General features: G+C 72.1%; 19 protein-coding genes. 5 read left to right on the top strand and 14 right to left on the bottom strand.

Translation table 11 applies throughout. The features are described 5' to 3' along the window. Position 1: 1 nt before the first annotated feature. From pgl to tkt, 5 genes are all read right to left on the bottom strand, one after another. Positions 2 to 748, bottom strand: coding sequence for a 6-phosphogluconolactonase (gene pgl / locus AC0VYL_RS09950; RefSeq protein ID WP_475462996.1), 747 nt, complete (start codon positions 746 to 748; stop codon positions 2 to 4). A gap of 2 nt (positions 749 to 750) precedes the next feature. Then, positions 751 to 1671: a glucose-6-phosphate dehydrogenase assembly protein OpcA gene (locus AC0VYL_RS09955; protein ID WP_475461581.1), complete on the bottom strand. Its 921-nt coding sequence runs from the start codon at positions 1669 to 1671 to the stop codon at positions 751 to 753. Between the two features lie 16 nt (positions 1672 to 1687). Further along, positions 1688 to 3238, bottom strand: a complete 1551-nt coding sequence (gene zwf, locus AC0VYL_RS09960; protein WP_475462998.1) for a glucose-6-phosphate dehydrogenase — start codon at positions 3236 to 3238, stop codon at positions 1688 to 1690. A gap of 112 nt (positions 3239 to 3350) precedes the next feature. Next, positions 3351 to 4457, bottom strand: coding sequence for a transaldolase (gene tal / locus AC0VYL_RS09965; protein WP_475461583.1), 1107 nt, complete (start codon positions 4455 to 4457; stop codon positions 3351 to 3353). Positions 4458 to 4529: 72 nt separating this feature from the next. Further along, a complete protein-coding gene (gene tkt, locus AC0VYL_RS09970) occupies positions 4530 to 6623 on the bottom strand; it encodes a transketolase (RefSeq protein WP_475461585.1) in 2094 nt (697 codons plus the stop codon). Positions 6624 to 7328: 705 nt separating this feature from the next. Between tkt and AC0VYL_RS09975 the strand changes: the two genes are divergently transcribed. After that, positions 7329 to 8303 (top strand): heme o synthase, encoded by a 975-nt coding sequence (locus tag AC0VYL_RS09975; protein ID WP_475461588.1) that lies wholly within the window; start codon positions 7329 to 7331, stop codon positions 8301 to 8303. A gap of 876 nt (positions 8304 to 9179) precedes the next feature. Here AC0VYL_RS09975 and AC0VYL_RS09980 read toward each other — a convergent pair. Then, complete coding sequence (locus tag AC0VYL_RS09980) at positions 9180 to 9596, bottom strand: hypothetical protein (RefSeq protein WP_475482945.1); 417 nt, start codon at positions 9594 to 9596, stop codon at positions 9180 to 9182. A gap of 147 nt (positions 9597 to 9743) precedes the next feature. On the opposite strand from AC0VYL_RS09980, the gene AC0VYL_RS09985 reads away from it, so the two are divergent. Further along, complete coding sequence (locus AC0VYL_RS09985) at positions 9744 to 11051, top strand: PrsW family intramembrane metalloprotease (RefSeq protein WP_475461594.1); 1308 nt, start codon at positions 9744 to 9746, stop codon at positions 11049 to 11051. On the opposite strand, the gene AC0VYL_RS09990 is transcribed toward AC0VYL_RS09985, so the two are convergent. Continuing rightward, complete coding sequence (locus AC0VYL_RS09990; RefSeq protein WP_475482946.1) at positions 10996 to 12102, bottom strand: COX15/CtaA family protein; 1107 nt, start codon at positions 12100 to 12102, stop codon at positions 10996 to 10998. The genes AC0VYL_RS09985 and AC0VYL_RS09990 overlap by 56 nt on opposite strands. Positions 12103 to 12353: 251 nt before the next feature. Beyond that, positions 12354 to 13064, bottom strand: a complete 711-nt coding sequence (locus tag AC0VYL_RS09995; protein ID WP_475482947.1) for an ArsR/SmtB family transcription factor — start codon at positions 13062 to 13064, stop codon at positions 12354 to 12356. Positions 13065 to 13129: 65 nt separating this feature from the next. On the opposite strand from AC0VYL_RS09995, the gene AC0VYL_RS10000 reads away from it, so the two are divergent. Next, positions 13130 to 13801 (top strand): flavin reductase family protein, encoded by a 672-nt coding sequence (locus tag AC0VYL_RS10000; protein WP_475482948.1) that lies wholly within the window; start codon positions 13130 to 13132, stop codon positions 13799 to 13801. Between the two features lie 243 nt (positions 13802 to 14044). Here AC0VYL_RS10000 and AC0VYL_RS10005 read toward each other — a convergent pair whose 3' ends face one another. The 3 genes from AC0VYL_RS10005 to AC0VYL_RS10015 all read right to left on the bottom strand — a co-directional run bounded on the left by AC0VYL_RS10005 (position 14045) and on the right by AC0VYL_RS10015 (position 15719). Further along, positions 14045 to 14239, bottom strand: a complete 195-nt coding sequence (locus AC0VYL_RS10005) for a hypothetical protein (RefSeq protein ID WP_017545115.1) — start codon at positions 14237 to 14239, stop codon at positions 14045 to 14047. Positions 14240 to 14399: 160 nt separating this feature from the next. Next, positions 14400 to 15338: an EamA family transporter gene (locus AC0VYL_RS10010; RefSeq protein WP_475461604.1), complete on the bottom strand. Its 939-nt coding sequence runs from the start codon at positions 15336 to 15338 to the stop codon at positions 14400 to 14402. A gap of 6 nt (positions 15339 to 15344) precedes the next feature. Continuing rightward, complete coding sequence (locus AC0VYL_RS10015; protein WP_475482949.1) at positions 15345 to 15719, bottom strand: hypothetical protein; 375 nt, start codon at positions 15717 to 15719, stop codon at positions 15345 to 15347. A gap of 169 nt (positions 15720 to 15888) precedes the next feature. Here AC0VYL_RS10015 and AC0VYL_RS10020 point away from each other — a divergent pair, with 169 nt between their 5' ends. Next, the gene (locus tag AC0VYL_RS10020) at positions 15889 to 16584 is read left to right on the top strand and encodes an RICIN domain-containing protein (RefSeq protein WP_475461608.1); all 696 of its coding nucleotides are present in this window, start codon (positions 15889 to 15891) and stop codon (positions 16582 to 16584) included. Between the two features lie 171 nt (positions 16585 to 16755). Further along, positions 16756 to 18045, top strand: coding sequence for an MFS transporter (locus tag AC0VYL_RS10025; protein ID WP_475482950.1), 1290 nt, complete (start codon positions 16756 to 16758; stop codon positions 18043 to 18045). On the opposite strand, the gene AC0VYL_RS10030 is transcribed toward AC0VYL_RS10025, so the two are convergent. Genes AC0VYL_RS10030 through AC0VYL_RS10040 form a run of 3 tightly spaced genes read right to left on the bottom strand, consistent with a single transcriptional unit; the run spans position 17987 to position 20616 of the window. Beyond that, entirely contained in the window at positions 17987 to 18790 is an 804-nt protein-coding gene (locus AC0VYL_RS10030; protein WP_475482951.1) for an inositol monophosphatase family protein, read from the bottom strand. The genes AC0VYL_RS10025 and AC0VYL_RS10030 overlap by 59 nt on opposite strands. A 51-nt stretch (positions 18791 to 18841) precedes the next feature. Next, the gene (locus tag AC0VYL_RS10035) at positions 18842 to 19678 is read right to left on the bottom strand and encodes an ABC transporter permease (RefSeq protein ID WP_475461617.1); all 837 of its coding nucleotides are present in this window, start codon (positions 19676 to 19678) and stop codon (positions 18842 to 18844) included. Beyond that, entirely contained in the window at positions 19678 to 20616 is a 939-nt protein-coding gene (locus AC0VYL_RS10040) for an ABC transporter ATP-binding protein (RefSeq protein WP_475461620.1), read from the bottom strand. The genes AC0VYL_RS10035 and AC0VYL_RS10040 overlap by 1 nt, the downstream gene beginning before the upstream one ends. Positions 20617 to 20828 lie beyond the last annotated feature (212 nt).

The following is a 20828-nucleotide window of genomic DNA, read 5'->3' on the forward strand; positions in this document are numbered from 1 at the left end:
GCTACAGCTTCGAGGCGGCGGCCTCGTCCACCCAGAACACGGTCCTCTCACTACCGCGCGCACCGGCCACCGGGGCCTCGTCCACGCTGCCACCGGCCACACCCAGGCGGACCGCGTCGGCCTTGGCCGCGCCGGAGGCCAGCACCCACACCTGGCGGGAGCTCCGGATGGACGGCAGGGTCAGGCTGATCCGCGTGGGCGGCGGCTTGGGGGAGTCGTGCACGGCCACGGCCGAGGCCTCGTTCTCGTGCACCCCCGGCAGCCCCGGGAACAGCGACGCCACGTGGTTGTCCGGGCCCAGGCCCAGCAGGCACACGTCGAACTCCGGCACCGGGCCCCGACCGCGCGCCGCCACGGAGAGCGCCTGCGAGTAGTGGGTGGCCGCCCGCTCCGCCTCCCCGTGGTCGGTCCCGTCCGACGACGGCATCGGGTGCACCTGGTGCGACGGGATGTCGATGTCGTTGATCAGCGCGTCGCAGGCCTGCGTCTGGTTCCGCTCGGGGTCCCCGTCGGGCAGGAACCGCTCGTCACCCCACCACAGGTGGACGTGCCCCCAGCTCATCCCGCTGGCCAGGGCCTCGTCCCGCAGGACACCCAGCGTCTGGATGCCCACGCCGCCGCCGGTGAGCACCAGGTGGAACTCGCGCCCCTCGGCCTCAGCGCTCACGATCAGCTTGACCAGCCGCGACACCACGCTCTCGGCGAGCTGCCGGGCGTCGGTGGTGCGGACGATCTCCGGTTCGGTCATCCTCATGCTCCGCTTCCAGCGAGCAGCGGACCCAGGTGACGGGCCGCGCTCGCGTACGTCTCGTCGGCGTCCAGGCGGCGCAGTTCCTCGGCCAGCGCCTGGGAGGCGCCGCGCCGGGCCAGCGCCACCGTCTGGTCCGGTTGACCCGTCCTGGACAGCGTGGCCACCCGGCCGTCCACCCGGGAGACGGTGATGTCCCCCTCGTCGGTGGTCAGCCGGACCTCGGTCAGGCCGGGGCCGTGCGAGGTGCCGCGTTCCACCTGCACCTCCAGCCGCTCGGACAACCACGCGGCCAGCAGCTCGGCGCTCGGGTAGTGCGGCTCCGCCGTCACCTTGGCCGAGTTCACCCAGCCGCACGGCTGGTCCATGGCGCTGGCCAGCAGCGAACGCCACGGGGTCAGCCGCGTCCAGGTCAGGTCCGTGTCACCCGGACGGTAGTGGGCCACCCGCTCCAGGAGGTCGGCTACCGGGTCCTCGGCGCGCAGCGCGTCGGTGATCCGCCGTTGGGCCAGCCTGCCCACCGGGTCGGCGGCCGGGTCGGCGGGACCCTGCCCCGGCCACCACACGACCACGGGCGCGTCCGGGACCAGCAGGGGGGTCAGCACCGAGTCGGGGTGCTCACCCAGCGGACCGTACAGGCGCAGCAGCACCGCCTCGCCGGGACCGGAGGTGCCCGGGCGGCGGATCTCCGCGTCGATGGCCGGTTCGGCCCCCGGGTCGCGGCGGATCAGCGCCACCACCCGCGAGGGGTGCTCGCGGCCGGCCTCGGTGGCCGCGCGGACGGCGTCGTAGTGGTCGGCCTCGTCGGTGACGATGACCAGGGTGAGCACCATGTTCATGGCGCCCCCGCCGACACTGAGGCGCTCGGCCATGAGCGCCTCGGTGATCTGCGAGGTCGTGGTGCGCGGCAGATAGAGCGTCATCTGTTCCTCCCGGCGTTCACGGGCGGCGCCACTGGCGTCCGTCCCTGGCGAGCAGTTCCTCGGCCGACTCCGGACCCCAGGTGCCCGAACCGTACTGTTCGGGCTGGCCCGCCTCGGCCCAGTACTCCTCGACCGGGTCGAGGATCCGCCACGACAGCTCCACCTCCTCCTGGCGCGGGAACAGCGGCGGGTCACCGATGAGCACGTCCAGGATGAGCCGCTCGTAGGCCTCGGGGCTGGCCTCGGTGAAGGACTGCCCGTACGTGAAGTCCATGCTCACGTCACGGACCTCCATGGAGGCGCCCGGCACCTTGGACCCGAACCTCAGGGTGACCCCCTCGTCGGGCTGGATACGCAGCACGAGAGCGTTCTGCCCGAGCTCGCTCACGTCGCCCCGGGCGAACAGTTGCTGCGGGGCGGCCTGGAACACCAGCGCCACCTCGGTCACCCGTCGCCCGAGCCGCTTTCCGGTGCGCAGGTAGAACGGCACGCCCGACCAGCGTCGTGTGCCCACGTCCAGGCGGAGCGCCGCGTAGGTCTCGGTCACCGAGTCGGACGGGATGCCGTCCTCCTCCAGGTAGCCCCGGACCGCCGCGCCGCCCTGCCACCCGGCCGCGTACTGGCCGCGCGCCGTGCCCTTGCCCAGGTCGTCGGGGAGCGTCACCGCGGAGAGGACCTTCTCCTTCTCCGCGCGGATCGCGTCCGCGCTGTAGGCGACCGGCTCCTCCATCGCGACGAGCGCCAGCAGCTGGAGCAGGTGGTTCTGCATGACGTCGCGGGCCGCGCCGATGCCGTCGTAGTAACCCGCGCGCCCGCCCACACCGATGTCCTCGGCCATGGTGATCTGCACGTGGTCGACGTAGCTGCGGTTCCACAACGGCTCGAACAGCGTGTTGGCGAAGCGCAGGGCCAGGATGTTCTGGACCGTCTCCTTGCCCAGGTAGTGGTCGATGCGGAACACCGCCGACGGCGGGAACACGTCGTCCACCACCGCGTTGAGCTCCTGGGCGCTCTCCAGGTCGTGGCCGAACGGCTTCTCGATCACCACCCGGCGCCACGGCGTGGTGCCACCGGCGCCCTCCCCCTCTTCGGGGGTGGCCAGGCCACTGCGCTTGAGCTGGGTGACCACGGTCGGGAACAGCTTGGGCGGCAGTGACAGGTAGAACGCGTAGTTGCCGCCGGTGCCCCGGTGGGCGTCCAGCTCACGGACGGTCCGAGCCAGCTCGTCGAAGGCCTCGTCGTCGTCCAGGTTGCCCTGCACGAACCGCACGCCCTCGCTGAGCTGGCGCCACACGTCCTCGTGGAACGGGGTCCGCGCGTACTTGCGCACCGCCTCGTACGCCTCGGCCGCGAAGTCCTGGTCCTCCCAGTCGCGGCGGGCGAACCCGACCAGCCCGAAGCCCGGCGGCAGCATCCCGCGGTTGGCCAGGTCGTAGATGGCGGGCAGGAGCTTCTTCCGGGCCAGGTCCCCCGTGACGCCGAAGAGCACCAGCACGCTGGGCCCGGCGATACGGGGAAGCCTTCGGTCCAGGGCGTTGCGGAGCGGGTTGGGTACCGCTCCCGGCATCACCGGTTCTTTCACGGGCTCCGTCTCTTCCTGTCAGGAACGGCCTGGTGGCTGGTGGAACCCGCGTCCGCGCGGTGCGCGGACGCGGGTCGGTGACCGGGAACGGTCCGGGTCAGGAGAGCTCGTCGAGCTTCATGGTGAGCTGGCCGAGCAGGCTCTCCCAGGAGTCGACGAACTTGACCACGCCGTCCTCCTCCAGGTGACGCGTCACGTCGGCCAGGTCCACGCCGACCTCGGCCAGCCCGGACAGGTCGGCCTGGGCGGCCTCGTAGGTGCCTCGGACGGTGTCCCCGGTGACCTCGCCGTGGTCGGCGGTGGCGTCCAGGGTGGCCTGCGGCATCGTGTTGACGGTGCCGGGCGCGACCAGTTCGGTGACGTAGCGGGTGTCCGCGTACGCGGGGTCCTTCACACCGGTGGACGCCCACAGCGGCCGCTGCGGTGTGGCGCCCGCGGCGGCCAGGGCCTTCCAGCGCTCGGAGGAGAAGACCTCCTCGTAGTCACGGTAGGCCAGGCGCGCGTTGGCGATGGCGGCGCGGCCGAGCAGCTCCTCGGCGCGCGGGGTGCCGACCGCCCGGAGGCGCTTGTCCACCTCGGCGTCGACGCGGCTGACGAAGAACGACGCCACGGACTGGATCCGGGACAGGTCGTGGCCGTTCTCGCGGGCCAGCTCCAGGCCCTCCAGGAACGCCTCCATGACCGCGCGGTAGCGGTCCAGGGAGAAGATCAGGGTGACGTTGACGCTGATGCCGTGCCCGAGCACCTTGGTGATCGCGGGCAGGCCCTCGACGGTCGCCGGGATCTTGATCATGAGGTTGGGCCGGTCGACCAGCCACCACAGCGACTTGGCCTCGGCCACGGTGCGCTCGGTCTCGCGCGCCAGCCGCGGGTCCACCTCCAGGGAGACCCGGCCGTCCACGCGGTCGGTGGAGTCGTACACCGGGCGCAGGGTGTCCGCCGCCCAGCGGATGTCATAGGCGGTCAGCAGCCGGACCGCCTCGTCCACCGAGAGCCCGCGCACGCCCATCTCGTGCACCTGGACGTCGTAGGCGTCGCCCTCGGCCAGCGCCTTGTCGAAGATGGACGGGTTCGAGGTCACGCCGGTGACGTGGCGGGTCGACAGTAGTTCGGCCAGGTTGCCGGTGCGCAGCCGGTCACGGCTGATGTCGTCCAACCATACGGACTGACCGGCCTGGGCCAGGTCCTTGAGAGCGGTGCTCATGTGGGTCTCACGCCTTCCTGAATTCACACACGGAGTGCGGGCCGCCGGGGGTCGTCCCGGCGGCCCGCGTCGTCAGCTACCGGCCTTGGCCAGGCTGTCGCGGACCGCCGCGACGACGGCCTCGGAGGTGATGCCGAACTTCTCGTAGAGCGTCTCGTAGGGGGCGGAGGCGCCGAAGTGCTCCAGGCTCACCGAGACGCCGGCGTCGCCGACGTAGGAGCGCCAACCCATGGCGATGCCGGCCTCCACGGAGACGCGGGCACGGACCGAGGGCGGCAGGACCCGCTCGCGGTACTCCTGGCTCTGGGCCTCGAACCACTCGACACACGGCATGGAGACCACGCGGGTGGGCGTACCGGCCGCCTCCAGCTCGGTGCGGGCGGCCAGGGCCAGCTGCACCTCGCTGCCGGTGGCGATGACGATGGCCTCGGGGCTGCCCCCGGAGGCCTCGGCCAGGACGTAACCGCCCTGGGCGGCGCCCTCGGCGGACGCGTACTCGTCCCGGTCCAGGGTGGGCACGTTCTGGCGGGTGAGGGCCAGGGCGGAGGGCCGGTCGGCGTTGGCCACGACCTCGCGCCAGACGACGACGGTCTCGTTGGCGTCGGCCGGGCGGATCACGTCCAGGCCCGGGATGGCGCGCAGCGCCCACAGGTGCTCGACCGGCTGGTGGGTGGGGCCGTCCTCGCCCAGGCCGATGGAGTCGTGCGTCCACACGTAGGTGACCGGCAGCTTCATCAGGGCGGCCAGGCGCACGGCCGGGCGCATGTAGTCGCTGAACACCAGGAAGGTGCCGCCGTAGGGGCGGGTCGGGCCGTGCAGGGCGATGCCGTTGAGGATCGAGCCCATGCCGTGCTCGCGGATGCCGAAGTGCAGCACGCGCCCGTGCGGGTTGCCCGGGAACATGGTGCTGGCGCGGTCGAAGGGCAGGAAGGACGGCTCGCCCTTGGGGGTGGTGTTGTTCGATCCGGCGAGGTCGGCGGAGCCGCCCCACAGCTCGGGCAGCACCGGGGCGATGGCGCTGAGCACCTCACCGCTGGCCTTGCGGGTGGCGACACCCTTCTCACTGGCCTCGAAGGAGGGCAGGGACTCCTCCCAGCCCTCGGGCAGCTTGCCCGACTGGAGGCGGTCGAAGAGCTCGCCGTGCTCACCGGCGCCGCGGTGCCAGGCGTCCAGGGCCTGGTCCCACGCGGTGTGCTCCTCGCGGCCGCGGTCCAGCGCCTTGCGGGTGTGCTCGATCACGGCGTCCTCGACCGCGAACGGGGCGTCGGGCAGGCCCAGGATCTCCTTGGTGGCGGAGATCTCGGCGGAGCCGATCGCCGCGCCGTGGATGGCGCCGGTGTTCTGCTTGTTGGGCGCGGGCCAGCCGATGACGGTGCGCAGACGGATGAAGGTGGGGCGCTCGGTCTCGGCCTTGCCGCGCAGGATCGCCTGGTAGAGGGCGTCGACGTCCTCGACGTACTCGCCGGTGGCGGTCCAGTCGACCTCCTCGACGTGCCAGCCGTAGGCGGCGTAGCGGGCCACGACGTCCTCGCTGTGCGCGATGCGGGTGTCGTCCTCGATGGAGATCTGGTTGTCGTCCCAGATCATGATGAGGTTGCCCAGGTTCTGGGTTCCGGCCAGGGCGCTGGCCTCGTGGCTCACGCCTTCCTGGACGTCACCGTCGGAGCAGAACGCGTAGACGTGGTGGTCGAAGGGGCTGGCGCCCGGACCGGCCTCGGGGTTGAACAGGCCGCGCTCGCGGCGGGCCGCCATGGCCATGCCGACGGCGTTGCCGACGCCCTGGCCGAGCGGGCCGGTGGTGGTCTCCACACCGGCGGTGTGGCCGACCTCCGGGTGGCCCGGGGTCAGGCTGTCCCACTGGCGCAGGCTGCGGAGGTCGTCGAGGGTGAGGCCGTACCCGGCGAGGTAGAGCTGGATGTACAGGGTGAGGCTGGAGTGACCGATCGACAGCACGAAGCGGTCCCGGCCCACCCAGTCGGGCGCGGCCGGGTCGTGCCGCATCACCTTCTGGAAGAGGAGGTAGGCGGCGGGCGCGAGGCTCATCGCGGTGCCGGGGTGACCGTTACCCGACTTCTCTACCGCGTCCATGGCCAGCGCCCGAACCGTGTTGACGGCGCGGAGGTCGAGGTCCGACCAGTCCAGGTTCTTCGGGGTGTGGGCGTTCACGGACTTGTCTGCTCCTTCTCGGCACCCGGGCACCCGGTTCCGGGGCGGGCGTGGGTTGTGTGTGCGGGCTGTACGCCGGGCACCCCGTCGGCGGTCCGCCGGGTCGGCGGCTCGCGGGGGAGGGCGGGACCGGCTTCGACGGTTCGTGCGGCACGTCCCCGTGGCGCGGGGCTCGGGCCGCTGAGCCGGTGCGACAGCGTCTGGGTCACGGTGTCCGGAGCTCGGTCCCCGTGGTGACGGGGGCGAGAACAGGGCCGACTGCGAGCCTATCGTCCGTGGCCGGAGATGTCGTTTCCCGACACCTCCCGTTACCGGCGGGTAGGGGCCCGCGTGCACCGCTTCGCCTCCGGCCTTCGGGCCCTCCGGGGTGCGCGGTGCGGTGGCCGGGGACGCGTGGCACGTTGGAAGCTCGAAGTGGCCTGTGCGAACCTTCTGTACACCCGAGCGGGAGTCCGGCGCCCGGGTCGGTCGGCCCTCAGGGCCGGAGGTCGCCCGTACGGAGGGGGCTGGTCACCGATCCGGACAGGTAAGTACTACACTTTGTCGTTGACGGGGTTTTCGCTGATCCTGCCGCTTTGTCGGTCCGATCGACCCCGCGTGGCGAGCAGTGTCGAATCCCAAGAGTTGTCGAGGTATCCGCGTGTCTGAAACCGAGCCGGCCCCCCAGGGGACACGAGTGCCTCCGGACGTGAGGGCGCCGATCTGATGGCCCTCACCAACCGCGCACCCCACACCGGTGAGTCCGACACCCGGGCGTCCGCCGCCGAGGCCCCCCGCAAGGCCTCCTTCGGCGACCACGCCCGTGCCTACGTCGCCCTCTCCAAGCCCCGTGTCATCGAGCTCCTGCTCATCACCACCATCCCGGTGATGTTCGTCGCCGCCGGGGGCGTGCCCCCGCTGTGGACCGCCGTCGCCACTCTGGTGTTCGGCACGATGTCCGCCGCGAGCGCGAACGCGATGAACTGCTACATCGACCGCGACATCGACCGTGAGATGCGTCGCACCCGGCAGCGTCCCGGCGCGATGGACCTGGTGACCCCGCGAGGTGCCCTCACCTACGGTCTGATCCTGGCGATCGGCTCCACGGTCGGCTTCCTCGTACTCGTGAACGTGTTGTCGGCCGTGCTGTCGGTCTTCGCGATCGCCTTCTACATCTTCGTCTACACGATGCTGCTCAAGCGGCGCACCGCGCAGAACGTCGTGTGGGGCGGCATCGCGGGCTGTATGCCGGTGCTGATCGGCTGGGCCGCCGTCACCAACAGCCTCGACTGGGCGCCGTTCGTGCTCTTCCTGGTGGTGTTCTTCTGGACGCCGCCGCACACCTGGACGCTGGCCATGCGCTACCGGGAGGACTACGCGGCCGCCCAGGTCCCCATGCTGCCCGTGGTCGCCAGCGACCGCCGGGTACTGCTGGAGTCGGTGCTCTACACCTGGGCGACCGTGATCGTCTCCCTGATCTTCTGGCCGGTGGCCGGGACCACCTGGTTCTACGGCGTGGTCGCCCTCGTGCTGGGCGCCCTGCTGGTCGTCCAGGCCCACCGCCTGCTCAGCCGCTCCAAGGCGGGGGTCACCGGAGCCCAGCTCAAGACGATGAACTTCTTCCACCTCACCAACGCCTACCTGGCGCTGCTGTTCGTGGCGGTCACCGTCGACCCGCTCATCGCGCGCTTCCTCTCCTAGACACGGATCCGCGGGGATACCCGCGAACCCTTCACGCACGGCGCTCCTCCCCACGGAGGGGCGCCGTTGCGTATGGGTACCGACCGTCCTGTCACGGGTGGGCGCGACAGCCTCCGTGTGGCAACGACCATCCCTCCCACCGTCTCCGTCGCGGAGCCGGTCTGGATGGAAGGACCTGACGGGTGTCTCCTGGCGGTCGAGGACACCGACCCTGCTGTCCCGCCAGGGCCCGGCCCCAGCTCTGGCGATGGCCGACACCCGTGCCCGCGCCGCCGTGGAAAGCCTCCTGCCCCACGCCCTCCACTCGCACAACAACCCCACCACCCAGAGCACCGACACCCCGCGGACCTCCCCGCCTCACCGACACCGGTACTCCCGTCCGATCGGGGTTTCCGGCCCTTCCAGTCTCCCCGGCCGGGGCCGGGCCCGACGGGTTGTCCACAGGGTCGATTTCGCGGGGCTTCGCACCACCGGTCCCGTCAGGCCCAGCAGCCCCAGCCGTCACTTCCGGTGGTCCGGGCGCAGGCGAATACCCACGAGGAGTTCCTCATGGGCGGTCAGGCGCAGACCGGTGGCAGGCCGCACGGTGACCAGACCCCCGGCCGATGCCGGAGTCCCGACGCAGGCAGCGACAGGGGCGTGAACCGGGGCACTCCGGAGTGATGCAGCGCCTCGTGTGTCTGGTGGTGTCGGTCCATCTGACCTGACTCCCGACCGGTGTGACCGCCGCACGGGAACGCGGGCGGACCCCCACGAGGGAGCCGGTGCCGCCCCCGCCCGACGCCCTGTCCGGGGCCTCGCTGGCGGCGACCACCCGTGTGACCGACGTCCGCGCCTCACCACAACGCCCTGGGTGGGAGGACACCCTCTGAGGGCTCAGCGGCCGGAGCGGCGCAACACCAGGACCGCCGACCACACCACGGTGGAGGCCAGCAGCAGGGCCATCGGTACGTGGGCCTGGAGCGGCCCGTAGGTGCCCAGGGCTGCCTGCGGGAAGCCCAGCACGAACGCCAGCAGGCTCACCAGCGCCACCAGCCGGTCGTGCGCGGGTCCGGCGTGCGATCCGGCACGGGGGAGGCGCCACACCAGGACGGCGGCCAACAGCTGCACGCCGGCGGTCACGTGCACCGCGAAGGCTCCTCCCCAGTGCAGCGGCAGCGCGGCGGTGTTGAACGTGATCAGCTGCCCCGCCGTGAGGAACTCCCACAGGATCGCGACCAGGCTGGCGCCCACCGCGACGCGCAGGAGCAGGAGCCAGGGTGAGCTTCCGGTGCGCTCGGTCTTCGGGTCCATGCCGTGCCTCATCTCCGTGTCGGACGAATGCTCCGATCCTCTCGTACCCAGCCGCTCCCGGGCACGGGATCGGGGGCGGCCCGCGGGTCGCGACCGTCGTGGCTCCGACCCCGCCTCATGGCCGCTGACCCGCTACGATCTGTGCCCATGCCCCGACTCGACAGCAGGGCGATCCTGCAAGGACGCCGCTCCCGGTACTCGATGACCCTCATCCTGGGCACCACCGTCAGCGTGGTGTGCATGATCGGCATGCTCACGTACCTGTGGTTGCTGGCGATGGCCGGGGGAGCCGCGGCGGGGATCGACGGTGCCACCGGGTTCCTGGTCAGCCTGGTCGCCGCGATCATCCCGGTGACCATCCTCGTGCCGCTCATCCTCATGCTCGACCGGCTCGAACCCGAACCCGGCTGGGTGCTGTTCTTCGCGTTCGCGTGGGGCGCCGGAGTCGCGGTCGTGGCGTCCTTCCTGCTCAACAGCTGGGGGCTGACCTACCTCACCACGCCGGTGTTCGGTGAGGGTGTGGCCGACTTCCTCAGCACGTCACTGGTGGCCCCCGTGGTGGAGGAGAGCGCCAAGGGCATGGTCCTGCTCATCCTTCTGTGGCGGCGCCGCAACGAGATCGACACCTTCACGGACGGCGTGGTCTACGCCGGGATGGTGGCGACGGGGTTCGCCTTCACCGAGAACATCCTGTACTTCCTCAGTGCCTTCTTCGACGACACCCTCGTCGCCACCTTCGCCATCCGGGGCCTCATCGCGCCGTTCGGGCACCCCGTCTACACCGCGATGATCGGTCTGGGCGTGGCCTACGCGGCCATGCGCACCGGCCGGTTCCGGTTCCTCGCGCCGATCGGCGGATGGGTGACGGCGGTGCTGCTGCACGGAATGTGGAACGGTTCGACCTACTTCGGCTGGACCGGTCTGGGCGTGGCCTACCTGGTGCTCTTCGTGTTCCTGCTCGGCATCCTCGCGATCGCCGCCCACGACCGGCGCGGCCAGGTCGCGGCGATCGACCGCTACCTGCCGCCCTACATCTCCACGGGCCTGGTCACCCCGGCCGACATCACGATGCTCAGTTCGATGACCGCCAGACGCCGGGCCCGCGAGTGGGCCGCGCGCAACGCGGGAACCCGGGGCCGCGCCGCGATGAAGGACTACCAGCTGGCCGCCACCGAGCTGGCCCTGCTGCACCAGAAGCTCGACGCGGGACTGCCCCGTGACGACTGGAAGGTCAACCGGGACTCGTTCCTCGCGCTGATGCACGTGGCCCGCGACACCTTCCTCGGGCGCGTCCCCCAGCCGGTGACCCCCGGCTGGGCGGAGAACCCCACCGACTCGGGGTTCCTCCGCCGGGCGGACTTCGCACACGTCATCGCCCAGGCGCGGACCCAGCAGCCGACTACCCCGCAGACACAGCGGAACTACGTTCCCCGGCACGGTCAGCCTCCGCGGTGACCTCCTCGGGGACCAGGCGCGTGGTGGCGAAGTACAGGCGGGAGACGGCCACCCAGGTGAGCGCGGAGCCCAGCACGTGCAGCACCACCAGTCCCTCGGGCAGCTCCAGGGCGTACTGGGTGTAGCCCAGGACCCCCTGGAGCAGCACGATCACCAGCAGGCCCACGCTGCTCGTCCGGGCGATGCGGGAGGCGCCGCTGCGGAAGGCGATCACGGTGGCCAGAACGCTGCCCATGAGGGTCAGCCAGCCCAGCACCGAGTGCACCCGGGTGACGGCGGGCAGGTCCAGGTCCCAGCGCGGGGCCACGGCGTCGCCGCCGTGCGGGCCGGTGCCGGTGACCACGGTTCCGGCGATCAGCAGCAGGAACCCGACCACGACCAGGCCTATGCTCACCGTGTGCAGCATCGGGCCCACGGCCAGCCGGGGGCGCCCCTCGGGCTCCTGGCAGCGCACGTACAGCGCCACCGTGACGAAGACCATCACCATGGACAGCAGGAAGTGGGTGGCCACCGCGGCCGGGTGCAGGTCGGTCCAGACGGTGATGCCGCCGACCACGCCCTGTCCCAGGACACCGAACGGGATGATCGCGGCCAGCCGGACCAGGTCGCGGCGGCGCGGGGCCATGCGCAGCACCGCGACGAGGGTGATCACGGCGACCGCCAGCACCACGAAGGTGAGGGTCCGGTTGCCGAACTCGATGGCGGCGTTGAGGGCGGCGTGCCCGGTGTCGATGGGCACGAAGCTGTCGGGCGTGCACTTGGGCCACTCGGAGCATCCCAGGCCCGAGGACGTCACCCGCACCGTCGCACCGGTGACGGCGATCCCGGCGTTGACGACGATGTTGCCCAAGGCCCAGGCGCGGAGCGACTTCTGGGTGGGGTTCCAGATGGTCCGGGCCAGCAGGACCAGCGCGAGGACGCCGAGGGCGGCCACGGCGATCTGCCAGCCCCAGAGGGGGACTCCGAGGAGGACGATGTCCTCCAGTCCGTCCGCCGCGAGCGGGGGGATCGTGTTGAGGGCCGTCGCCGCGGAGGCCGGGGATGCAAACATACGACAGACTGTAGTACATCCCTCGGAGGGGAGTGAGGCGCCCTCCGTCTGTGTGTTGGCCTGCGAAAACCCGGTGCGTCGAGGCCTTCCGGGCTGTGTGCGTCGGCTCGTGCGGCCGCGTGTGCTCGGTCACGTCCGTGGCGACGCTCAGGCGGGGGACGACCCTCCAGCCCGCGAGGCCCACTGCACACCGGCCCGGCTCCGAGCGGCCCGGATCCGGCCTCGCCCACCGGTTCGAGTGGCCGAGGGCCTCAGGGGACGCGCAGCTCATCGGTCCTGGCACCGAGCAGTGACCCGAACGCCTCCATGCCCTCCCCAGTCACCTCGACGGCGCGGGGTGTTCCTGTGCGAACGATCCATCCGCAGGTGAACGCGTGGGAGCAGAACGCGGCGCCCAGGGCGCCCGCGAGATGGGAGCGGCGCTCCGTCCAGTCCAGGCAGGCTCGCACGGCTGGACGCCGGGTGCTCGGGGCGATCACGAGCCCCAGTTCCGTGCTCCAGCGCTCTCCGGCCGGGGTCAGCGCCAGGCCGCCGCGCTCAGTCAGCAGGCCGCGCTCGACCATCGCCTCGGTGACCAGTACGCCCAGCCGACCAGCCAGGTGGTCGTAGCAGGTGCGTGCGAGCGCCAGGCGCCGCTGGCGGGAACGCGCCCTCAGGGAGGGCGCGGGAGGAGCCGGTCGCGGCCCCAGCACGGCCAGGCGTTCGACCAGTTCGGCGACCTCGGCAGAGGCCATACGCACGTAGCGATGGCGCCCCTGCCGTTCCTGGACCAGGAGTCCACCCGCCACGAGGGCGTTGAGGTGCTCGGTCGACGTGGAGGCCGCGACCCCGGCGTGGCGGGCCAGTTCCCCGGCGGTCCAGGCCCGCCCGTCCAGCAGGGCCAGACAGAACCCGGCCCTGGTCGGGTCGGCCAGTAGGCCCGCGACCTTCGCCAATCCTGGGGCGACCCGCTCGGTTTCCATGGGTCCATTGTCCCCTCTGACGTTTCGGCCAGCACCGAAGTGATCGGTTACTAGTGTCACGGCACATGACCACTGACACCGTCGAGAACCCGTCGGACACCTCCGGGACCCACCTGAGGATCGAACCCAGCATCCTGTACTTCGGTACTCCCGTGGCCCTCGTGTCCACCCTCAACGACGACGGATCGGCCAACCTGGCTCCCGTCTCCTCCGTGTGGGCCCTGGGCATGCTGCTCGCCCTGGGCCTCGGCTCCACCGGGCAGACCGCCCGAAACCTCGGGGAGCGCCCGGAACTGGTCGTGAACCTGCCCTCCGCCGACCTGTGGGAGCACGTGGAACGGCTGGCGCCCCTGACCGGTCGCGATCCCGTCCCTGAGGGGAAGCCGCCGGGCTGCCGCTTCGAGGCGGACAAGTTCGGCGCGGCCGGGCTGACTCCCATGGAGGCGGACCTGGTCGGCCCGCCGCGTGTGGCGCAGTGCCCCCTGCAACTGGAGGCGAGGGTCCGTCACGCGCGCTCGGACGACTCCGGCGACCATGTCATCGTCGAGGCCGAGGTGGTCCGCGTCCACGCGGAGGAGGACATCGTGCTGCCCGGAACCCATCACATCGATCCCGCCCGCTGGAACCCGCTGGTCTACAACTTCCGGCACTACTTCGGTCTGGGAACCGAACTGGGACGCTCCCACCGCTCGCAGACCCCGCCACCGGAGTCGGCCAGCCGAGTGGTCCGTCCCTAGGTGCTGTTTCGGGGACGCTTCGGCGGCGGTGTCGGAGCCGCCGTCACGATGAGTGGCCCTCCCTCCCGCTGGGCCGCGACGCGCTGCGCCGGGTGCCCAGTGGGGAACGCGGGGTTCGCGCTCCGCGCTTCGGGGCACCCTCGGATCGGCGGTGCCCGTGCGGCGGTCCGCACGCGGACGGGGGTCCCGGAGCGTGCTCCGGGACCCCCGCCGTCGGGATCGTGGGTCAGGCCTGTTGATCCACTACTTGTTGTGGCTGTTCTGGGCGATGCACTGGTTCAGCAGGTCCAGGTTGAGGTTCAGCAGACCGAGCTGCTGCTGCTCCTGGACACACTGGTGGTAGACCGAGGAAGACTCCGCGGAAGCGGCCCCGGCGCCCAGCCCGAGGAGGCTGGCGGAGAAGAACGCGGTCAGGGCGAGCTTGGCGGCGATACGCATAGGTGTCCCCTTTTGAGTGCGAGTGCTCAGGAATGGGTCGGCCGTCCCAGAGGCAAGAATTGCCGGTCGCACCCCGGCGGAAACTCCCGACAGGGCGAGGTTTGCCTGATCCGTGGCAGTGATCTTCCGTCCCATGGACGCGGGCGCACGGCCTTGGCCTCTAGTTGTCCCCGCTCGTATCCGTGTTGGTCTGGTCACGCTCCGTCCGCTCCCGCGCCTCGCGATTGGCCGAGGTCCGGGTCGCGCCCGCGCTCGCGGCGATCACGCAACCCACCGCCAGCCACTGCCAGACGGTCAGCAGCTCGCCTAGCAGCACGAGCCCCACCAGGGCCGCGGCCGCGGGCTGGAGGCTCATCAGCACCCCGAACACCCTCGGCGGCATGCGGCGCAGCGCGTTCAGCTCCAGCGTGTAGGGCACCACGGACGAGAGCACGCCCACGGCCAGACCGATCAGCAGCAGGCGCCAGTCCAGCAGGGCCGCGCCGCCCTCGACGATCCCGACCGGCGCCAGCACGATCACGCCCACCACGCTGGCGATGGCCAGTCCCGAGGCGCCGCTGAACCGCTGCCCCGTGGCGGCGCTCAGCAGGATGTAGCCCGCCCACGCGAAGGCGGCCAGCACCGCGAACAGCACACCCACCGGGTCGAGCTCACGGAACTCGACGCCTAGCGCGGCCACGCCCAACCCGGCCAGGCCCGCCCACAGCAGGTCCACGCGGCGGCGTGAGCCCAGGATGGCGATGGCCAGCGGGCCCAGGTACTCGATGGTGACCGCGATGCCCAGCGGGATGCGCGCGAAGGCCTGGTAGATGAAGTAGTTCATCGAGGCCAGGGCGACGCCGTAGCCGATCACCACCATCCAGTCGGTGCGGCTGCGCGCCTTCAGGGCGGGCCGGACCAGCAGGCACAGGAGTACCGCCGAGGTGAGCAGCCGCAGCCACACCACGGCGGCGGGCGGAAGGACCTCGAACAGGTTTTTGGCCACGCCCGCGCCGGTCTGCACCGAGACGATGCTGACCATGACCAGCCACACCGGGGGCAGGGACCCCAGCGCGGCGCTGGGGGAGAGGAGGCTCGTGGAGCCGCTCCGGGAACTCATGTTGAGTCATCCTACGTTTTGCGGCGCCCTCTCCGCCGCACGGCTCCCCCCGTTCCCACGGACAACGGCCGAGCCTCCGGCCCCGGGGCGGCCCACCAGCGCCAGCAGGAGCAGCAACCAGGCCACGACCACCGTGCCCGGTTGCAGCAGCGTCATCACCAGCCCGATCACCGTGAGGTCGCCCCGCCCGGTGAGGATCTGGACCCCGATCCACAGGAACGGAAGCGCGGCCGCCACCAGGTTCACGGTGAGCGCGGCCCAGACCAACCCGGCACGGGCGGGCCGCCGCCACACGAGGAGCGCGCCACCCACCACGAGCAGGAACAGGGGCGGTCCCAGGTGGCGGACCATGATGAACCAGGGGATTCCGATGGCTTCCATGGTCGGTCACCCTATCGAGGGCCCCCGCGCCCGCCGCCGTCTCGGACCAGGAGGAAAGGGGCGAGAGTGCCCAGGTGGCCCGAACGTGCGTCGAGTGCCCCAGTGGTGTGAAATGGTCCGAGCCCGTGGAGACCACGGGTGGCCCCGTTCCCGCAGGAGAGTCCCCGCCATGTCCTCCCGACGCAGTGCCCAGCGAGCCGTCCCCCAGGAGTCGTACGTACCCCGGTGGCCGGTCGTCGCCGGTGCCCTGGCCCTGGTCCTGGCGGTCGGGCTCGGCGGCTACGTCGCGGGGATGTACGTCGCCGAGGGCGACGAGCCCGAGGAGATGTCCGTGGCCTCGGGCATCCTCGTCGAGCCCTCGGACGCCCCCGAGGACGAGGAGGAGCCCGAGGAGGAGGAAGAGGAGGAAGAGGTCACCCATCCGGCGGGCCTCGACCCCGAACTGGTCTACGTCCTCCAGAGCGTGCACGGGGACCGCGTCATGGACGTGGCGGGCGGATCCGCGGAGAACGGTGCCCCCGTCCACCTGTGGGACCGCCACGACCAGCCCCACCAGCAGTGGCGGTTCACGCACGTGGAGGACGACTTCTACGAGATCGTCGGCGTGGGCAGCGGCAAGCTGCTGGAGATCCCCGCCGACGAGGCGGCCCAGCCCGGTTCGGCGCTGCTCACACGGACCGGTGAGCACAACCAGCAGTGGCGTGTGGTCGAGAGCGGCGAGGGGGAGATCCGTCTGCTCAACCGCGCCACCGGCCAGGCGCTGGAGGGGCAGGGCGGCGCCCCGGACAACGGCACCCTGGTCGCCCAGGGCGAGGACGGCGGCCACGCCCACCAGAAGTGGCGCCTCCTCCCGATCGAGGGATGACGGGGCGGGCGCCCGCCGGAACGACGACCGGCCCCCGCTTGCTACCCTCGTGAGCATGTTCTCCCCCCGTGCGTAGACCGACGCCCCGACCACGGCCGAGCCCCGTGGTCCCTCGGCGTCCACGCACCTCGCGGCGCCCGGCGCGCCGCCCGTCCCTGACGGAGAACATCCATGACCCCGCCCCACCGGGCGCCGACCTACCGTGCCGTTCTGCGCGTCACGGGGGTCTCCCGCTTCCTCGTCCCCGCCCTCCTGGGTCGCCTGTCGTACGGGCTGGTCTCGCTGTCCCTGGTCCTGTCCGTCGTCCACACCACCGGGTCCCACACCGACGTCGGGCTGGTCGGCGCCCTGTTCGGCCTCACCGCCACCGTCCTGTCGCCGCTGCGGGCCTCACTCGTCGACCGGCACGGGCCGCTGCGCGCCCTCCTCCCGATGGCCGCGCTCCACGGGTCGGCCCTGCTGGGACTGGCCGCCGCCTCCTGGAGCCCGGGCGGGCACCTCGGGCTCCTCGCCGCGCTGACCTCGGTCGCCGGGGCCTGCGCGCCCCCGCTCGGCCCGGTCACCCGCGCCCTCTGGAGCCACCTGGTCTCCGACAGGGCGCTGCTCCAACGGGCCTACAGCCTCGACACCGTCGCCGAGGAGCTGATCTTCATCGCCGGTCCGCTGCTCCTGGGCGCCCTGATGTGGGTCGGACCGCCCTCGGCCGGTCTTACTCTGGGCGCGGCCCTGATCGTGGTGGGGACCGCGGGCCTGGTGACCTCGCCGGTCGCCCGCGCCCGGCACGCCGCCCGGCCCACGGTGGCGGGAGGGAGCGATACCGACCGGCCCGCACCGGCCACACCGCACCTCACGGCGCGCGGAGGCTTCCTCTCCGCCGTCGCGGTCTCCGCCGCCACCGGGCTCACCCTGGGCGCGGCCGCCCTGCTCAACGTCGCGTTCGCGGAGCAGCGGGGAGTGGTCGGAGCCGTCGTCCTGGTGGAGTCCGCCCAGGCCGCCGGGAGCGCGCTCGGAGGTCTGGCCTACGGAGCCCTCTCCTGGCGTGCCGGGACCCGGACCCGGCTGGCCCTGCTCGGCCTGGCCCTGGGCGGCGGTGTCGCGGCGGCCGCGCTGGTGCCGGGGGTTCCCGCGCTGGTGGCGCTGCTGTTCGTGGTCGGCGTGTGCTGCGCGCCGATCATCACCACCGCGTACCTGCTCGCTGACGAGTCGGTCGCGGCCGGGTACCGCACCCGTGCCGGGAACTGGGTGAACACCGCCCACAACGCGGGTGCCTCGGCGGGGGCGGCGACCGTGGGCCTGTTCCTCGCCGTGGCCCCGCCGGGAGCGGGCTATCCGCTGGTCGGCGCCGTACTGGTCACCGTGTCCGGTGCCGTGCTGCTCGCCGGGTTCGCGGGGCGGGCCCGGATCAGGGAGCCAGGAGGAGTGACCGGGCGGTCCGCCACGTCCGCTCGTCGGCGGCGGTGAGCAGGAACCGTCCTTCCTCGTCGGGGCGGTACGGGGTGCCCTCCGGACGGAGGCTCACCCCGCCCGCCTCCGCGAGGATCAGGCCCCCGGGCGTGTGGTCCCAGGGCTGGGGGTCGGCGAACATCATGAAGTCCAGCTCACCCGCCAGAAGACGCGGGTAGTCCACCCCCGCGCAGCCGGAGCCGCCGCCCACGCGGGCGAACCCCGGTGCCGCCGCGTCCACGCGCTCGCGCTCCTCCGGGGCGAGGAAGCGGCGTTGGACCATGCCACGCAGGTCGGCCGGGTCGGCGGGGGAGGGCGTGCGGTGCAGCCGTGTCCCGTCGCGCCAGGCCCCCGAGCCGAGTTCGGCCGCGTGGACGGTGTCCTCGGTCGGTCGCAGGATCCAGGAGGCCACGGCCCGTCCCTCCCGGACCAGCGCGGCCATCACGGCGAACCTGTCGTCCCCCTTGGCGAAGTTGCGGGTGCCGTCGACCGGATCGACGACCCAGGCGGAGGGCTCCTTGCTCAGCGCGGCGACCAGCGCGGGGTCGGCGGAGGTCGCCTCCTCGCCCACGACCGGCGCGTCGACCAGATCGCGGAGCCTGCGACCGATCAGCACCTCGGCCTCACGGTCGGCCACGGTGACGAGCTCGCCGGGCGACTTCTCCGACACCTCGTCCTCGGACAGCGCCCCGAAGCGGGGCAGGATCGTGGACGCCGCGGTCTCGCGGAGGATCGCGGTCACCGCGTCGATGTCGAAGGTCATGACCGACACCCTAGGGCGCCGACCCTCCGTGACGGGGACCGGACCGGCACACTACTCCCAGCGGAACAGCCGGGACGCCAGGAAGCCGGCGACCAGCGTCCACGCGGCCAGCACGGCGAAGGCGCCCAGCCCGGGAAGGGAACCGTCGGTGAGCACGGCGCGCAGACCGGAGCCGAGCGCGGTGATCGGCAGGACCGACACGGCCTGTTCCATCGGGCCGGGGAAGCTGCTCGTGGGGAACAGGACCCCGCCCAGACCCAGCATCAGCACGTACACCAGGTTGGCCCCGGCCAGCGTCGCCTCCGCGCGCAGCGTGCCCGCCATCAGCAGGGCCAGGGAGCTGAAGGCGGCCGTGGCCAGCAGCACCAGCGCGAGCACGGCCAGCACGCCCACGGGCTCCAGCGACGGCGACCAGCCCAGGAACAGCGCCACCACGCAGAGGACGGTGATCTGGATGGCCTGCACGCCGAGCACGGCGATGGTCTTGGCGGCCAGCAGCCCGAACCGCGACAGCGGGGTGGCGCCCAGGCGTTTGAGCACCCCGTAGCGGCGCTCGAACCCGGTTCCGATGGCCAGGCCGGTGAAGGACGTGGACATGATCGCCAGGGCCAGGACCCCGGGGGTCAGCGCGTCCACGCGCGCCCCCTCGCCCACGTCGAGGACGTCGACCAGGCTGAACCCCACCAACAGCAGCACGGGGATGACCATGGTCAGCAGGAACTGCTCGCCGTGGCGCAGCATGACCCGCAGTTCCATCCCGGCCTGGGCGGCGATCATCCGCCACATCGGGGCGGCGCCGGGAGCCGGGGTGAACAGGCTCGCGTCGAGGGCGGGCTTCGGGGCGTCGGTGACGGCCGACGCGGCCGTCCCGGAGGTGTGCTCGGTCATCAGTCGCGCAGTTCCCGGCCTGTGGTTTCGAGGAAGACGTCTTCGAGGGTACGCCGACGAACGCGCAGGTCCTCCGCGAGGACACCGGAGGAGGCGCACCAGGCGGTGACCGCGGCCAGGAACTCCGGGCCCAGGTCGTCGGGGTCGTCGGTGGCCACGGAGTACTCCTGCCGACCGCCGGTGTCGGTGGCGCTCACACGGCCGCCGGGGGGCAGGGCCGCCTCCAGCGCCCCCGCGTCCACCGGCTCGGAGGTGGAGAAACGCACCTCGCGCCGTCCCTGGGTCAGCTCGGCCGGGGTGCCCTCGGTGACCACCGAGCCCCGGTCGATGATGACCACATGGTCGGCCAGCCGCTCGGCCTCCTCCATGTAGTGCGTGGTCAGGATCACCGCGACGCCGGCCTCGCGCAGCGCCGAGACCAGGTCCCAGGTGGCCATGCGCGCCTGCGGGTCGAGCCCGGCGGTGGGCTCGTCCAGGAAGACCAGCTCCGGACGGCCGACCACGGCGCACGCCAGGGAGAGGCGCTGCTGCTGGCCGCCGGACAGGCGGCGGAAGGGAGTACCGGAGACGGAGGTCAGCCCCAGGCGCTCCAGGAGGAGGTCGGGGTCGACCGGGCTGGCGTGGAAGGAGGCCATCAGCCGCAGCCACTCGGCGGCGCGGGCCCCGGTGGGCACCCCGCCGGACTGGGGCATCACGCCCACGCGGGGCTTGAGGGCCGTCGCGTCGGCGACCGGGTCGAGCCCCAGGACCCGCACCTTCCCGCCGTCCGCGTGGCGGAAGCCCTCGCAGATCTCGATGGTGCTGGTCTTGCCCGCGCCGTTGGGGCCGAGCAGGGCGGTCACCGCGCCGCGGCGCGCGGTGAACGTGAGGCCGGTGACGGCCGTGGTGGCGCCGTAGCGCTTGACCAGGTCGACGACCTCGACGGCGGGTGTGTCCATGGGGCCTGAGTTTACGTGCGTCGGGGCTCCGCGCTTCACCACCCCGCCTTTCGGAGAGCTGACCGAGTTCGGGAGCGGACCGAACGTCCCACTTCGGACAGCCGGAACACGGAGGTGTTTTTGGTGCGGGTGGTGGAAGAATGACGCGTGGTTCCTGGTTGTGCCCGGGTGGCGGTCGTGTCGCCAGAGGAGGCGGGCGTCCGCTGGCGCGG

This window comes from Nocardiopsis sp. iso_238 (assembly GCF_056173325.1).